Here is a 14798-nt window from a genome sequence, read left to right as displayed (position 1 = left end):
CCCTTCCTCCCCACCTGGAACACCTGGAGTTCCCCATGACCGACACCACTCCCGCCCCCTGCGCCCCTGAGGACGTCCGCCGCGTCGCCTGCATCGGCGCGGGCGTCATCGGCGGCGGCTGGGTCGCCCACTTCCTCGCCCGCGGCTACGACGTGACCGCCTGGGACCCGGCCCCCGACGCCGAGGACAAGCTGCGGCGTCTGGTTGCCGCCGCCTGGCCCGCGCTGGAGCAGCTCGGCCTGGCCGAGGGCGCCTCGCAGGACCGGCTGACGGTCACCGCGACGCTCGCCGAAGCCGTCGCCGACGCGCAGTTCGTGCAGGAGAGCGCCCCGGAGAAACTGGAGCTGAAGCGCTCCCTCCTCGCCGAGCTGGACGCCGCCACCCCGCCCGGCGTGGTCATCGCCTCGTCGACCTCCGGCTACCCGATGACCGACATGCAGCCCCAGCACGGTGACGGCGCCGACCCCGGCCGCCTGGTCGTGGGCCACCCGTTCAACCCGCCGTACTTGATCCCGCTGGTCGAGGTCGTCGGCGGCGAGAGCACCGCCGCGGACGCCGTCGCGTGGTCGTCGCGCTTCTACGACGTGGCGGGCAAGTCCGTCATCACCATGGACCGCGAGCTGCCCGGCTTCATCGCCAACCGCCTCCAGGAGGCGCTGTGGCGCGAGGCGCTGCACATGGTCGCCAACGGTGAGGCGACGGTGAAGGACATCGACGACTCGATCACCGAGGGCCCGGGTCTGCGCTGGGCGTTCATGGGTCCCTGCCTGACCTTCGCGCTGGCCGGCGGCGAGGGCGGCATGGGCCATATGCTCGACCACTTCGGCCCGTCGCTGAAGTCGCCGTGGACCCGCCTGGAGGCCCCCGAGCTGGACCGCGAGCTGCGCGACGCGATGGTCGACGGCTGCGAGGAGGCCGCCGGGGAGCGGACGTACGCGGATCTCGTCGCCGAGCGCGACCAGGGCGTCATCGACGTGCTGCGCGCCACCGGCCGCCTGGGAGGCACCGCCCGATGACGGCCCCGCTCCCCCTCTTCCGGCAGACCGTCCGGGACGAGTGGATCGACTACAACGGCCACCTCAGCGAGGCGTACTACGTCCTGGTCTTCGGCTTCGCGACGGACGCGCTGATGGCTCAGACCGGGCTGGACGACGCCTACCGCACGCGGTCGGGCTGCTCGCTGTACACGGTCGAGGCGCATGTGCGGTACCTCGACGAGGTGGCGCGCGGCAGCGAACTGACGGTCCGCACCTCGGTGCTGGGCGCCGACGCGAAGAAGGTGCGGTTCGCGCACGAGATGTTCGTGGGCGAACCGGGTGACCACCCGGTGGCGACGGAGGAGCTGTTCGCGCTCCACGTCGACCAGGGCACGGGCCGCTCCGCGCCGCTGCCCGAGGCGACACACCGGACGCTCACCGGGCTCGTGGTGCCCGCACCCGCCTGGGCGGGACGCGGCATCCGCGAGGTCTGACGCTCCGCCGCCGGGGCCCTCGGAGGACATCCTCCGGGGCCCCGGAGGATGCGGTTCCGGCCCCGGCGCACGCGCCCCCGGGTACGCCTCCGCGCCCGAACTCCGGCCGCGACAAGGGGATTTGGAGGAGACGTCCCCCACGAAAGGCAAGTAGGAAAGTTTCCTAACAATGACGGGCCGACGTCTTGACCCGTACATGACCCGGCGTCAGGATTCCTCGGGAACGGCTCCCCCGTGCCGAACCAGGAGACGGACATGACGCCCACCCCCCGCGCCAAGAAGCCCCTGCACAAGAACCCCCGTATCGGCATCCCGGCGGCCGCCGCCGCCCTCGCGCTCGCCGGCGGCGTGCTGATGTGGTCCCCCGCCGGGCGCGCCGACGCCTCCACCGACCACGCGGCGGGCGCCTTCACCGTCGTCGCCGCCGGGGACATCGCCGAGCAGTGCACCGCCGACAGCAGCGACTGCGAACACCCCAAGACCGCCGCGCTGGTGAAGAAGATCAACCCGAAGTTCATCATGACGATGGGCGACAACCAGTACGACGACGCCCGCCTCAAGGACTTCACCCGCTACTACGACAAGACCTGGGGCGCCTTCAAGAACAAGACCCACCCCATCCCGGGCAACCACGAGACGTACGACCCGGACGGCGAGTTCAAGGGCTACAAGGCGTACTTCGGCGACATCGCCTACCCGAAGGGCAAGCCGTACTACAGCTACGACGAGGGCAACTGGCACTTCATCGCCCTCGACACCAACAACCTCACCTCCGCCGAGCTGAAGTGGTTCAAGGACGACCTCAAGTCCACCGCCAAGAAGTGCGTAGCCGCCTACTTCCACCACCCGCTCTTCTCCTCCGGCGAGCACGGCAACGACCCGGTCAGCCGCCCCGTGTGGAAGGCGCTCTACGACGCCAAGGCGGAGCTGGTGCTCAACGGCCACGACCACCACTACGAGCGGTTCGCCCCGCAGAACCCGGACGGCAAGCGGGACGACAAGAACGGCATCGTCGAACTCCTCGGCGGCATGGGCGGCGCCCACCCGTACAAGATCGAGGAGGTGCAGCCCAACAGCCAGAAGCGGCTGACCAACACCTTCGGGGTGGTGAAAATCGACTTCACCGACACCGGCTTCTCCTGGGACCTGGTCGGCACGGACGGCAAGACCAAGGACAGCAGCCCGTCCTACACCTGCCACTGATCCCGAAGGCGGGCACCGGGCACCATGTATCTCGCGACCACGGACGCGGCCACCACGGCGACCAAGGTGACGCGGGGCCGCGTCGGCGGGCCGGTACTGGCCCTCGGCGCGGTCAGCCTCGTCACCGACATCTCCTCGGAGATGGTCACCGCCGTGCTGCCGCTGTACTTCGTCATCCAACTCGGCCTCTCCCCCCTCCAGTTCGGCTTCCTCGACGGCCTCTACAACGGGGCCACCGCCCTCGTCCGGCTGCTCGGCGGGCACGCCGCCGACCGCGGCGGGCGCCACAAACTCGTCGCCGGATGGGGCTACGCCCTCTCCGCGCTCTCCCGCCTCGGACTGCTGCTGTCCGGCGGCGCCACCCTCGGCATCGGCGCCTCCCTCGCCGCGGACCGCCTCGGCAAGGGCGTCCGCACCGCCCCCCGCGACGCGCTGATCTCGCTCAGCGCCCCGCCCGACGCGCTCGGCCGCGCCTTCGGCGTGCACCGCGCGATGGACACCACCGGCGCGCTGCTCGGCCCGCTCGCCGCGTTCGCGCTGCTGTGGGCCACCGCCGACGCCTACGACGCGGTCTTCGTCGTCAGCTTCTGCGTGGGGCTGCTGGGCGTGCTGATGCTCCTCGTCCTCGTCCCCGACCGCGCGACGGCGCCCGTGCCGCCGCCCGCCGCGCCCCGGCCGCGCGCCGCGCTGCTGGCCCCGCTGCGCGACGCGGCGTTCCGTCGGATCTTCGCCGCCGCCGCACTGCTGGGCGCCGCGACCATCGGCGACTCGTTCCTCTATCTGCTGTTGCAGCGGCGGCTGGAGTTCGCGGTCAGTTGGTTCCCGCTGCTGCCACTGGGCGCCGCGGCGGTCTATCTGCTGCTGGCGGTGCCCGCCGGGCGGCTCGGCGACCGCATCGGCCGCCGGGTGCCGTTCCTCGTCGGCCACGCCGCCCTCCTCGGCGGCTACCTCCTGCTGCTGACGACCGGCGCCGGACTGCCGCTGCTCGCCGCCGTCCTGCTGCTCCTCGGCGTCTTCTACGCGGCCACCGACGGCGTCCTGATGGCACTCGCCGGACCGGTGCTCCCGGCCGAACGCCGGGCGAGCGGCATGGCGCTGCTCCAGACCGGCCAGGCGCTGTGCCGTCTGCTGGCGGCCGCCGGGTTCGGCGCCGCCTGGACGCTGTGGGGCACCCGCCCGGCGCTGATCGCCGCGTTCGTCGCGCTGGCGGTGGCCCTGCTCGCGTCGGCCCTCCTGCTCCCCCGCACGGAAAGGCACCTCACGCCCGCATGAACCCGCCTCAACGCCCGGCCCGATCCGCCGAGTCCGCCGAGTCCGCCGAGTCCGCCGAAGGGCACGAGACCCCGGGCGGGGAGCCGGACGCCACCTCCCCGGGCGTCCGGCCCGCGCCCTCCGGGGCCGCGGCCCGGTTCGCCGCGCTGCCGCTGCGGATGCGCGTCCTCGCGCTGGCCGTGACGGGGGCGCTGCTGGCCGGTGTCGCCGTGGCCTACACCGTGGGCGCGGCCCGCCGGGCCGAACCGGCCGACCCCGTCTCGGCGTTCGGCCTCGACCACGGCCAGCTGTACTTCCGCTCCACCGGCGCCGGTTCGGGACAAATCGCCCGGCTGCCCGCCACCGGCCGCACCGCCGTCTCCCCCGCCACCGCCCGCGAGCCGGGGCAGCGCACCACCGGCGGTCCGCGCTGCGACCGCTTCTACGCGGCGGCCCGCACCGGGCTGTGCCTCCAGCGCCGCCCCGGCATCCCGCCGCGCTCGTACGCCGTCGTCCTCGACGAGCACCTGCGCGAGAAGCGCCGGATCGGGCTGACCGGCATCCCCAACCGGGCGCGGGTCTCGGCCTCCGGCCGGATGCTGTCCTGGACGATGTTCGCCACCGGCGACTCGTACGCCACCACGTCCTTCTCCACCCGCACCTCGATCCTCGACACCCGCACCGGCTATCTGATCAAGAACATGGAGGGCGTCCCCCTCACCCTCGACGGCCGCCGCTACCACGCCCCCGACGTCAACTACTGGGGCGTCACCTTCGCCCGCGACGACAACACCTTCTACGCGACGGTCTCCACGGCCGGCAAGACCTACCTCGTCAAGGGTGACCTGCGCACATGGCGGGCCCGTACGCTCCGCGAGAACGTCGAGTGCCCGTCGCTCTCCCCCGACAACACCCGCCTCGCGTTCAAGAAACGCGTCCGCGACGGCGCCCGCGACCCGTGGCGGCTGTACGTCCTCGATCTGCGCACCTTCAAGGAGCACCCGCTCGCCGAGACCCGCAGCGTCGACGACCAGGCCGCCTGGCTGGACGATGCCACCCTCGCCTACGCGCTGCCCGGCAAGGAGACCGGCTCCAGCGACATCTGGACCGTCCCCGCCGACGGCCACGGCTCCGCCGCCCGCCGCATCCCCGACGCCTCGTCCCCGGCGCGGCTGCCCTGACCCGTACGCGTACCGGCGCCCGGACGGCGCACAATCGAAGGGTGAGTGACACGGAGAGGGACACCGGACGGACCGCCGATACGCCATGCCCGGCGGCCACCGGCGACGAGGGCGGCGACCCGGCCTGCTGGCTGGACCGGGTCTGCGAGGTCTGCGGGCGGATCGAGGACCGGGCGGATGGCGGGCGGGACGGCTGCCGCTTCTGCGCCGAGGAGGCGGCGGGGCGGGCGGACGCGGAGTCGGCGCGCACGGGCTCGCCGGAAGCCGCGTCCGGACGGGAGAGAGCCCCGGGATCCGCGTCCGGGCAGGGCAGCGCACCGGGTGCGGCCGGGCCCGAAGCCGCCGCCGCACCCCCGCCTTCCGCACGGCGCCGCGACCGGGACGCCGACGGACGGGCCCGCAACGCGCGGCCCCGCGACGGGCTCGGGCGTCCGCTGCCGTACGGCGCCCCGGGCGTGGCCCGCCAGCCCGAGGGCGTCGTGCGGACGCCGGACGCGACGCTGACCGAGGCGCAGCGGCTGCTCGACGCCGGGATGCCGTTCCATGCGCACGAGGTGCTGGAGGACGCCTGGAAGACCGCCCCGCATCCGGAGCGCGCGCTCTGGCGCGGCCTGGCACAGCTCGCCGTCGGCCTCACCCATGCGGCCCGCGCCAACGCCACCGGCGCCGTCACCCTGCTCGACCGCGGCGCGGCGGCCCTCACCCCGTACGCGGACACCGCCCCGTACGGCATCGACGTCGCGGCCCTGACCACCTGGGCCCACGACCTGACGGCGCGGCTGCGCGGCGCCCCGACGGACCCGGTCCCGGCGGCCGGTTCGGCGCCCCGGCTGCGCGCCTGAGCCGGGGCGCCTACGGGAGGCGGCGGACGGTTCCGATGACTGGGGCCGTGGCGGGAAGCGGCGGACGGGGCCGTGGCGGTGCGCCGGTGAGGGGCCTGCGCCACGGCCCGCGCCGCCGCCGGGCCCGTCCCCGTTACGGCGTGTGCGATCCATCCGTCTCGTCCGCCCGGCGGCGGAGGTGCTGCCGCCGGGCGAGCACCGCGCCCATGGCGAGGAGGGCGGCGCCGACCCCGCCGCCCCACAGGGCGAGCGCGTCCCGCCAGGGCGAGTTGCCGTCCTCGTCGGTGCGGGCGGTGTGCGCGGCGGGCTCCGCGTCGGGGCCCTGCGCCACCGCGCGGGTCATCGAACTGATCGGCTCCGCGGTGCCCACGCTCGCGAAACCCCAGTCCAGCAGCGCGGCGGCCTCCTTGTAGACGCCGTTGGCCTCGCCGGACCGCGGGTTCATGACCGTCACCAGCAGGGTGTGTCCGTTGCGCCGGGCCGCGGCGATCAGGGTGTTCCCGGCGTGGGTGGTGTAGCCGTTCTTCACCCCGATGATCCCCGGATAACGGGGCATCCCGCTCGCGCCGGACAGCAGCCGGTTGGTGTTCTCGATGCGGGTGACGCCGTTGGCGGTCGGGAAGTCGGCCCGCGCGGTGGAGCAGTAGCGCGCGAAGTCGGCGTTGGCGAGCCCCGCCCGGGCGAAGACCGTCAGGTCGTACGCGGACGAGACCTGGCCCGGGGTGTCGTACCCGTCCGGGGACTTCACGGTCGTGTCCTTGGCGCCGAGCGCCCGGGCCTTCGCCTGCATCTCGCGGGTGGTGGTCTCCCAGCCGCCGTTCATCGATGCCAGGACGTGCACCGCGTCGTTGCCCGACCGCAGGAACACCCCGCGCCACAGGTCGGCCACCGAGTAGCTGCTGCCCGCCTCGACGCCGACGACGCTGCTGCCGGAGCCGACACCGTCGAGGTCGGCGGGCTCGACCCGGTGCACCGCATCCGCCGCGAACTTCGGCAGCGCGGTGACCGCGAACAGGGTCTTGAGGGTGCTGGCCGGCGGCAGCTTGCGGTGCAGGTCCTTGGCGGCCAGGACGCTGCCGGAGTCGGCGTCCGTGACGGCCCACGACAGGGCGGACAGGCCCTCCGGGAGGTTCGGCACTCCGGGTGCGTCGGCCACCTGTACCCCGGCGACGGCCGGAGCGGGCGGGCGGTGCGCGTCGGCCGCGAGGGCCGGGGCCGGTATACAGGCCGACGAGACGCCGGTGGCGACGAGCACCGCCACTGCACCGGCCTTCCGGAACAGGAACGCATCGAGTGACATAACGATCACGCTATGGAGATGCCGGGCGTCCCGCAGGGCGGCTGGGCCAGTCGGACGAAAGACGGACCGTCACGGCGCGCCCCCACGCACAACGACCCGCCCGGTGCGACGGGGGATGCACACCGGGCGGGTCTCCACACCTTTCTACCGCATCGCAGAACACTTATGCCTCGGAAAGCGTGTTCGTCGGCGGCTCACCACGTCACAGGCAGCGAGATCAGGCCACGTGCGCGCAGGGTCCGGCGGTGGGTGAGCGACGCGCGCGGAACGTCCAGCCTCAGTCCGGGGAACCGTTCGATGAGCGCGGACAGCGCGACCGCCGTCTCCATCCGGGCGAGCGGCGCCCCCAGGCAGTAGTGGATGCCGTGGCCGAGGGCGAGGTGGCCGGAGAGATCACGGGCGAGGTCGAGGCGGTCCGCGTCGGGGAAGCGGGCCTCGTCGCGGTTGGCGGAGCCGACGGAGAGCAGCACGCAGTCGCCCGCCGGGACGCGGACGCCGCCGATGTCCAGGTCCTCGCGCGGGAACCGCCGGATGGCGAGCGGCCCCGGCGGATCGAAGCGCATGAACTCCTCTACCGCGTTCGGCAGTTCGGCCGGATTGCGGTGCAATGCGCGCAACTGCTCGGGGTGGTCGAGGAGGGCGAGGACGGCATTGCCGACGAGGTGGACGGTGTTCTCGTATCCGGCGAAGAGGATGAGGAAGGCCAGGGAGGTCAGTTCGTCCTCGGAGAGCCGGTCGCCGCCAGGCGCGGCGCCGCTGTCCGGGGCGCCGTCCGGGGTCCCGTCCGGGGTGTCGCGAACCGCGATGAGTTCGGAGAGCAGGTCGTCGCCGGGCTGGGCGCGCTTGGTGGCGATGAGGCCGGTGAAGTAGGCGAGCAGGTCGCCGATGGTCTGCTTCACCAGCTCCGGACGGGAGGGATCGGGGGTGACCAGCCGGTCGGTCCAGGCACGGAAGTCCCGCCGGTCGGCGCGGGGTACGCCGAGCAGGTCGCAGATCACGATGATCGGCAGATGGCCCGCGTAGTCGGCGATCAGGTCGGCGCGCCCGGCCGGTTCGACGGCGTCGAGGAGGTCGTCCGCGACGCGGCGTACGGGTGCGCGCAGCGCCTCGACACGGCCCGGGGTGAAGGCGCGGACGACCAGTCGGCGGACCCGGGTGTGGTCCGGCGGGTCCATGTTGAGGAGGTTGGCGTCGAGCGCCGGGGGCAGCGCGAAGCCGCGGTAACCACCGGGCGCGGCATGGCGTTTGTCGAGGGAGAGCCGCGGGTCGGCGAGCGCGGCACGGACGTCGTCGTAGCGGGTGACGAGCCAGGCGGGTTGTCCGTCGGGGCCGGTGATGCGGTGGACGGGGCCGCTCGCGCGCAACGCGGCGTACGCGGTATGCGGATCGTCGAGGAGAGGCGTCACGTCAACGGGGTCTGCGGGGCCGGTCTCGGCGGTGTTCTGCATGGTGTCCGACTTTAGGGCCCTCCTCCGGGGGGGTCTTTCCGGTGCGGTCGTCGGGGGCGGTGCGTCCGGGGCGGTGCGTCCCCGACGGGTGGCGACGAACGACCGCTCCGTATCGGGTATATGACGTGTCGTCGCAGAGGGCGGAGTCACGCGGCCCGGCCCATCGGCGGGTGGTCCCGGAGGGTTCCGGGCGGCGGCTCGCCCCGAGTCGGTCCCGGCCGGCGCGGTCTCGACGCCGGAACCGGGCGTGTTGCCGACGCGCGTGCCTGCGGGTGAGGCGGGGGCACGGCGGCAGGTCAGGTCACTCCTGCGGCCGTGCCCCCGTGCGTCACTCCTCGGGACAGACCTTCATCACCGCTTGCAGGGACTGGATGCTCTCCCGCAGTTCCTTCGAGCTGAGGAGGGCGGCCCGGACGTCGGGGTGGACGTCGGGGCCGAGGCCGTCGCCGTCGCGTTGCTGGGCGTCGGCCAGGGTGCGGAGCGTGTCCGCCCGGCCGCGTATCCCGGAGGCGACCGTCGTGTCGGTGGCCTTGGCGGCCGCGGCGTCCAGATCCGTCGCGGTCCGCCGGAAGCTGGCGGCGAGGTCGTCGGAGGTGCGGACGGAATCGTGGCGGCGGTCGGGCGTGATGGCCGCCTTGGCCTCGGCGCATCCGGCGGGTGTGCTGTTGCTCGTCGCGACGACCACGCCGGTGGCGGCGGCCGCGGCGACGCTCACCGCGGCGACCGTGGCACCGGCCTTGGTGGAGAGGGTGGCGGTGACCTTGCCGATGTATCCGGCGAGTTTGCCGCCGTGCGTCACGGCCTGGCCCGCGGTCGGGGCGAGGACCAGCAGCGCGGCGGCCGCGGCGGCCTTGTCGCCCTCCAGGAGGTTGCGGGTCAGCTTCTCCTCACGGGTGTAGTGCTCGGCGTCCTGCTGTCTGCCGCCGCGAGTGGCGGCGACCTTGCCCAGGACGTAGAGCTGCAAGGCGATCTGGCCCCGGCCCGCGGCCAGCGCCATCGGTACGGCGGCGTGGACGAAGCGGACGGTCAGGGACCACTTCTTGGCGTCCCGCAGGGCCTGGGCGACGGTCAGATAGAGATGGGCGTCCGGGGGCGGCGGTCCGTCCTCGGCGGCGAACGCCGTCATCAGGCCCTCCGCGGCGACGGCCGCATCGGCGGGCGGCCACTCCTGGTGGCGGACGGCTTCGGCGGCGTCGCCGGTGAGGTGGTAGGTGTCGCCGTACCGGACCACCAGTCGGCGGTCGCACAACTCCCGCCCGGCGTCCGCGTCCTGGGATCCGCCGGTGACGGGCTCGAACCATGCAGCGGGCAGCGGCGTCGCGAACGTCTCCAGGGCGACCAGGACCCGGCGGGCCGGTTCACTCAGCGCGACCGCCAGCGCCTCGGCCTGGTGCAGCGGCGTGAGCTGTTCCGGGTCGACGAGGGGTGGCCGGTCGTGGGGCTCCTCGGCGATCCTGGCCCGCCACTCGTCGGATCCCTTGATGAACGCCGCGTACCGGCACAGGCGTTGGGGACGCCCCTCGGACATTCGGTAGACGTGGTCGAACTGGAGGTTCTGCAGGCCGACCGGCCCGAGTGGCAGCCCCAGCTCGGCGCCGAGGAGTTCCGTCGCGGCGTCCCGGGAGAGCGGCTGGACGTGGTGGACGGCGGAGGAGTCCGGCAGCGTCGCGTACCGGGAGGTGAGCAGGAAGGTGCAGCCGGGGAAGGTCTGGCGCAGCCGGGTCAGGTCGGAGCGGCCGAGCGGGCAGTCGATGAGGGTGAGATGGACGGCGGTGACCTCGGCGACGGCGGTGCGCAGCAGCGACTCGTCGACCTCCCGCAGGAACTCCTGCCCGAAGAACACCCCGGCCAGCCGCCGTTCGACGGACGCCAGGGTGGTCTCCGTGCCGGTGAGCGGGCGCAGGATGTGGCCCCGTCCGCCGCGCGCCGCGAGGGCGGCGTGCACCGCCTCGGTGACGGCCTTCTTGCCGACGCCCGGCTCACCGTGGAGCTGCGCCGCTCCCTTGTCGGTCAGGTCGGCGAGGACCTGCGTCACCAGCTCGTCGCGGCCGAAGAGCGGTGCAGGCGGCGCGGTGGACAGCGGGAGAGCCGGGCGCAGCGGGAGGTCACCGAGACCGGGGGTGACGACGTATCCGCCCTGCTGGTAGGTGATGTTGTTGCGGTTGCCGACCACGACGAGGCCCTTGTTCTCGCCTACCGCGACCGGCGGAAGAGGGGCACCCTCGGGCGGTGAGGTCCCCGGCTCGGACGTCTCGGTCATCACGGCCGCCCGGGCGTCGGAGCGGCGGCGAACGCGCCGGGCGGGGTGGTGCTTTCGGAGCGTGGCGACATCGTGGACCCCCGTGGTCGACTCGTCGGTCGCGGGCACCCGCGCGCCGCTGTGTGGGACGCGGCGGCCGGTGGCCGGAGCGGTGCGCCGGGCACCGTCGGGATCAGTACAGCCCGGCCCCGCGCGGGCGGCAAGCCTTTTGCCGGGTCTGACATCCGAAAGGGTGTACGCACCCAAAGGAGCGTCGGAAAGGGGAAGTTGAGAAGCCCCCGGGCGGCCGGGGCAGTGGTCCGCTCCCCCGGTCGCGGGCGGCGCTCCCGGCCCGAAGCCGGGAGGAGGCGCCGCCCGCGGCGGAGGTGGTTCGGGCGGCCCGGACCCCCGTACCGGGCCACCCCGTCGGTGTGCCGCCGTCAGTGGCGGGCCGCCGCGCTGCGCTGGCGCAGCTCCGTGAGCACGGTGTCGATCAGCGGTGAGTGGTAGACGTCGGCGACCAGGGCCAGATGCTCGTACTCGGCGGCGAGCAGGCCGTCCCCGCCGCCGTGGGCGACGACGACGGTGTCGGCGCCGTGCGGGGGCACATGGCCCACCGCGCGGTTCTCCAGGCCGCGGCGGAGTGCGGCGGCCTCGGCGACGGCCGCCCGCTGGCGTGCGTCCGGCACCACGGCGCGGGCGCGCTCCCCGGCGATGTCGAGGGTGTCGGACTCGACGTGGCGGCGCAGGGAACGCTGGACGTCGCGGATCTCGGCCATCCGGCGGTTGGCCCGCCACTCCAGGTCGGCGAAGGGCCACCGCCCCGGCCAGGCCCCGCGTTCCATCGTGACCTCCGGGTTCTGCTCGGTGACCTGCCGCCACAGCGGGGTGAGGCGGCGCAGGCGGCGCCAGGCCGTCACCCGGGGACCGGCCGCCGGGAGGGCGAACCCGGCGAGGACGAGGAGCGCCGCGACCGAGGCGCTGAGCGGGGCCACACCGTTGGAGAGCCAGGGCGCGGGGCATCCGGCCCAGGACAGGGCGAAGCCGAGGAGTTTCGCGGCGCAGTAGACCAGCCCGAGGCGGCACCCGGCGGACATCACCCGCAGGCCCCGGGTGAGCCAGGACGCGCCGAGGGTGGCGGCGTAGCGCAGGCAGAGCGAGCCCAGGGCGGCCAGGCTGGCGCCGAAGATGGCCAGGTAGAGGCCGAGGAAGAGCATCACACCGGGGGCGCCGGTGTAGGCGGTGCTGAAGTCGCGGGGGTGCTCGACGGCGTCGGGGCGGCCGACGGCGAAGCCGGTGACGGCCACCGCCCACAGCACCGCGACGGCGGCGATCGTGGCGCGGGCCCGCGTACGGGCGCGGTGTCGGGCCGCGTCGCCCTCGCCCGCCGCCCAGCGGGCCAGCATCACCTGCGCGCCGACGGCGAAGACCATGACGGCGGAGTAGAGGAAGACCATGGCGAGGTTGGCGACGCCCAGCAGGCGGTCGAAGGCGCGGTAGAGGCTGGGCGCGGAGAAGAGGAAGACGGTGGCGACGCTGCCGGTCATCACGCAGGCCAGGCCCAGGTCGGCGTTGGCGCGGTCGCGGAGCCAGGCGGTGGTCTTGTAGCCGACGATCATCCAGGCGACGGCGGCGAAGCAGAGGTAGAGGACGTCGAAGAGGTCAGGCACGGAGGTCACCGCCGTCGTCGCGGGAGGGCTCGGCCGGTGCGGAGCCTGTGCCGCCGTCGGCCGGGCCGGGACCGTCGTCGGTGGCCGCGCTGTCCGGGGTGTGCGGTGCGGCGGGGCGGCGGAGGTGCTGGAGGGCCGGGCCGAGGGCGGCGGCGAGTTCGGCGGCGCGGCCGTGCGGCGGTGGCGGCGGATCCTGTGCGGGCGGGGCGAGGCGTTCCATCAGGAGGGTGCCCAGGACCTCCGTCTCGCGTTCGGCGGGGTTGTCGTAGCCGTGGTGGCGGGCGAGGCCCGGGGTCAGGCCCATCCGGCGCAGGGCCGTCGCCGCGTCGACGGAAGGGGTCCACAGCCGCAGCGCGTCCTCGGTGAGCGCGGGGTCCCGGTCGTGGCCGAGGAGGAGGTGGCCGAGTTCGTGCAGCACGATGTGGGCCTGGTGCCAGGGCGAGGTGCGGCTCTCGTAGAAGACCCAGTAGGCGTCGTCGGTGGCCGCCGTCATGCCGGAGGCGGCGCCGTCGAGGCTCATCGGCACCAGGTGGACGGGGGCTCCGACGCGCGCCCCGACGAGGTCGCACAGGCCCCGCAGATCGACCGTGGCGGGCAGCGCCAGCTCCTTGACGAGCCGCTTGCACCGCCTGCGTATCCGCCCCACTCGCATGATCATCCCGTCGTCGTGCGCCCGCCGCCAGGTGGCGAAGAGCCGGTCCGGTCCGTCGGCCCGGGGCAGATCAACCGTCATCGGCGGCACCGCCCCTGCCCGGCAGGTCCATCTGGCGGCGGAACTGGTCGATGATGGTGGTCAAGCTCTCCTGGACGTCGGGCGGCAGGCCCACCGAGCGCAGCGCGATGGCGCGGACCCGCTGATCGCGCATGGCGGCGAGGAAGCGGACCTCCTCCTCCACCCGCTCGGCCTGCGGCTGCGACAGATCGCCCAGGAGATATCCGGCCGGGACGCCGAAGAACTTCGCGAGGGCGCGCAGGACTTCGGGGGAGGGGTTGCTCCGGCGGCCGTTGCGCAGCATGGAGAGGTACTGCTCGGTCAGGCGCACCCCGCCGTACTGCGCCGCGTCGCCGCTGATCTCCTCGGCGACATGGGCGTTGGTGTACGGCGCGCCGGGCGGGTGCATGTGCGTGAAGAGGCGGCCCAGCCGGTCGGCGAGGGTGCCGCTGTCCTGGCGCGCCGCGTCGCCGCGTGCCGTCCCGCTCCGCGCGTCCTTGCCCGCCACGTCCCCTTCGGTCCCGTTCTCCGCGCGCTCCGTGTGGTCCTTCGCAGCCATCCCGCCGCCCTTTCCCCCGTGTCCGGCCGTTCCGTGGCGGGCGGCGCGTGCCGTCGCCCGGCCCGTGCGCGGCCCTCTCCACGGACCCAACGGCGAGTTAAGTCTGCCGTCGGGACTCCTGGGCACATCCTGTCACGGTCCGATCACCCGATGCCAGGGGCCGCCGCTACCGGACGGCGGAAAGGACCGTGGCTCTTGGGGGATTGCTCCGTGCGGCCGCCGATCGGTAGGGTCACCTCGCGCGGCTCGTCCGGCCCTTAACCGGGAGTTGAGTCCCCGGCTTCACCGGGGGCGTGGAGCCCGGTCCCCCGACGCATCGCGGCCCCGGTGGCTACCCCCCGTACGGGGGCACCCAGGAGGGGGTGCCCGCATCTCGGCGGGGGCGGTTTCATGGCGGGCAGTCGCCGCGGCAGCTCTGCCGTCCGGCGTCGGCCGGCGCCCCATTCCGTGAGTCCCGCCCGGCCCTCCCCGCGTATCCCCGCCTGACGGAGAGGACCTTGCCCCCCATGCTCCCTGCCCTCGTACGCCCCGCCCGGCCCGCGCCCGCCGATCGCGCCACTGCCCCGGCCCCCGCCGCACCCCGCGCCGGAGGTGCCGCGTGCCCCGCATGACCCTGAACGTGTACCGGATCGACCCCACGACGTCCGCCCGGACCGAAGTCCGTTACGTGGACGTGCCGTTGGGCGGGGCGCCGCCGCACCCCGCGATCAGCGCCGCGTTCCCGCCGTGCCGCTGCGCGCGCTGCCCCCGCCACCAGGAGCCCCGGCCGGGCACCGGGCGGCACGGCACGGCCCACCACTGACCACTGCCCCCCTGACCGCCTCGCGGCGACCCTCACGGCCGCGTCCCGGGATGTTCCTCCCCCGCCCGGGACGCGCCGCCGCCGCGGGGCCCATCTGCCGACCGTCCCCCTGAAGGCGGT

The 14798-nt window shown here is 74.2% G+C and carries 13 protein-coding genes; 7 read left to right on the top strand and 6 right to left on the bottom strand.

Annotation, left to right across the window (positions count from 1 at the left end):
* Nucleotides 1–35 precede the first annotated feature (35 nt).
* From OG422_RS26860 to OG422_RS26835, 6 genes are all read left to right on the top strand, one after another.
* Complete coding sequence (locus OG422_RS26860) at nt 36–1016, top strand: 3-hydroxyacyl-CoA dehydrogenase NAD-binding domain-containing protein (protein WP_143941831.1); 981 nt, start codon at nt 36–38, stop codon at nt 1014–1016.
* Nucleotides 1013–1471, top strand: a complete 459-nt coding sequence (locus OG422_RS26855) for a thioesterase family protein (protein ID WP_405746504.1) — start codon at nt 1013–1015, stop codon at nt 1469–1471. Before OG422_RS26860 ends, OG422_RS26855 begins: the two co-directional genes overlap by 4 nt.
* Before the next feature lie 255 nt (nt 1472–1726).
* On the top strand, nt 1727–2674 hold the full coding sequence (locus OG422_RS26850) for a metallophosphoesterase family protein (protein ID WP_405746502.1): 948 nt from the start codon (nt 1727–1729) through the stop codon (nt 2672–2674).
* 24 nt (nt 2675–2698) lie between these two features.
* Entirely contained in the window at nt 2699–3946 is a 1248-nt protein-coding gene (locus OG422_RS26845) for an MFS transporter (RefSeq protein ID WP_405746499.1), read from the top strand.
* Nucleotides 3947–4104: 158 nt separating this feature from the next.
* Nucleotides 4105–5106: a TolB family protein gene (locus tag OG422_RS26840; protein ID WP_405748006.1), complete on the top strand. Its 1002-nt coding sequence runs from the start codon at nt 4105–4107 to the stop codon at nt 5104–5106.
* Nucleotides 5107–5147: 41 nt separating this feature from the next.
* Nucleotides 5148–5948, top strand: coding sequence for a DUF309 domain-containing protein (locus OG422_RS26835; protein ID WP_405746496.1), 801 nt, complete (start codon nt 5148–5150; stop codon nt 5946–5948).
* Nucleotides 5949–6081: 133 nt separating this feature from the next.
* On the opposite strand, the gene OG422_RS26830 is transcribed toward OG422_RS26835, so the two are convergent.
* From OG422_RS26830 to OG422_RS26805, 6 genes are all read right to left on the bottom strand, one after another.
* A complete protein-coding gene (locus OG422_RS26830) occupies nt 6082–7248 on the bottom strand; it encodes a D-alanyl-D-alanine carboxypeptidase family protein (RefSeq protein ID WP_405746493.1) in 1167 nt (388 codons plus the stop codon).
* A gap of 194 nt (nt 7249–7442) precedes the next feature.
* Nucleotides 7443–8696: a cytochrome P450 gene (locus tag OG422_RS26825; RefSeq protein ID WP_405746490.1), complete on the bottom strand. Its 1254-nt coding sequence runs from the start codon at nt 8694–8696 to the stop codon at nt 7443–7445.
* 328 nt (nt 8697–9024) lie between these two features.
* Nucleotides 9025–10956 carry a hypothetical protein gene (locus OG422_RS26820; RefSeq protein ID WP_405746488.1) on the bottom strand — a complete coding sequence of 644 codons (1932 nt, stop codon included), beginning with the start codon at nt 10954–10956 and terminating at the stop codon, nt 9025–9027.
* 419 nt (nt 10957–11375) lie between these two features.
* The gene (locus tag OG422_RS26815; RefSeq protein WP_405746485.1) at nt 11376–12605 is read right to left on the bottom strand and encodes an MAB_1171c family putative transporter; all 1230 of its coding nucleotides are present in this window, start codon (nt 12603–12605) and stop codon (nt 11376–11378) included.
* Complete coding sequence (locus OG422_RS26810) at nt 12598–13338, bottom strand: hypothetical protein (RefSeq protein WP_405746482.1); 741 nt, start codon at nt 13336–13338, stop codon at nt 12598–12600. The genes OG422_RS26815 and OG422_RS26810 overlap by 8 nt, the downstream gene beginning before the upstream one ends.
* Nucleotides 13328–13876 (bottom strand): helix-turn-helix domain-containing protein, encoded by a 549-nt coding sequence (locus OG422_RS26805; RefSeq protein WP_143941823.1) that lies wholly within the window; start codon nt 13874–13876, stop codon nt 13328–13330. Before OG422_RS26805 ends, OG422_RS26810 begins: the two co-directional genes overlap by 11 nt.
* A gap of 607 nt (nt 13877–14483) precedes the next feature.
* Here OG422_RS26805 and OG422_RS26800 point away from each other — a divergent pair.
* The gene (locus OG422_RS26800) at nt 14484–14678 is read left to right on the top strand and encodes a hypothetical protein (RefSeq protein WP_405746478.1); all 195 of its coding nucleotides are present in this window, start codon (nt 14484–14486) and stop codon (nt 14676–14678) included.
* Nucleotides 14679–14798 lie beyond the last annotated feature (120 nt).

The organism is Streptomyces sp. NBC_01525 (genome assembly GCF_045040405.1).
Classification (GTDB): Bacteria; Actinomycetota; Actinomycetes; order Streptomycetales; family Streptomycetaceae; genus Streptomyces; species Streptomyces benahoarensis.
This window is presented reverse-complemented; position numbering and strand designations above follow the sequence as displayed.

Coding starts and splice junctions, on each gene's coding strand:
- OG422_RS26850 (WP_405746502.1), top strand. CDS start 1,727: ATGACGCCCACCCCCCGCGCCAAGAAGCCCCTGCACAAGAACCCCCGT.
- OG422_RS26800 (WP_405746478.1), top strand. CDS start 14,484: ATGACCCTGAACGTGTACCGGATCGACCCCACGACGTCCGCCCGGACC.
- OG422_RS26860 (WP_143941831.1), top strand. CDS start 36: ATGACCGACACCACTCCCGCCCCCTGCGCCCCTGAGGACGTCCGCCGC.
- OG422_RS26820 (WP_405746488.1), bottom strand. CDS start 10,956: ATGACCGAGACGTCCGAGCCGGGGACCTCACCGCCCGAGGGTGCCCCT.
- OG422_RS26810 (WP_405746482.1), bottom strand. CDS start 13,338: ATGACGGTTGATCTGCCCCGGGCCGACGGACCGGACCGGCTCTTCGCC.
- OG422_RS26855 (WP_405746504.1), top strand. CDS start 1,013: ATGACGGCCCCGCTCCCCCTCTTCCGGCAGACCGTCCGGGACGAGTGG.
- OG422_RS26830 (WP_405746493.1), bottom strand. CDS start 7,248: ATGTCACTCGATGCGTTCCTGTTCCGGAAGGCCGGTGCAGTGGCGGTG.
- OG422_RS26845 (WP_405746499.1), top strand. CDS start 2,699: ATGTATCTCGCGACCACGGACGCGGCCACCACGGCGACCAAGGTGACG.
- OG422_RS26805 (WP_143941823.1), bottom strand. CDS start 13,876: ATGGCTGCGAAGGACCACACGGAGCGCGCGGAGAACGGGACCGAAGGG.
- OG422_RS26825 (WP_405746490.1), bottom strand. CDS start 8,696: ATGCAGAACACCGCCGAGACCGGCCCCGCAGACCCCGTTGACGTGACG.
- OG422_RS26840 (WP_405748006.1), top strand. CDS start 4,105: ATGCGCGTCCTCGCGCTGGCCGTGACGGGGGCGCTGCTGGCCGGTGTC.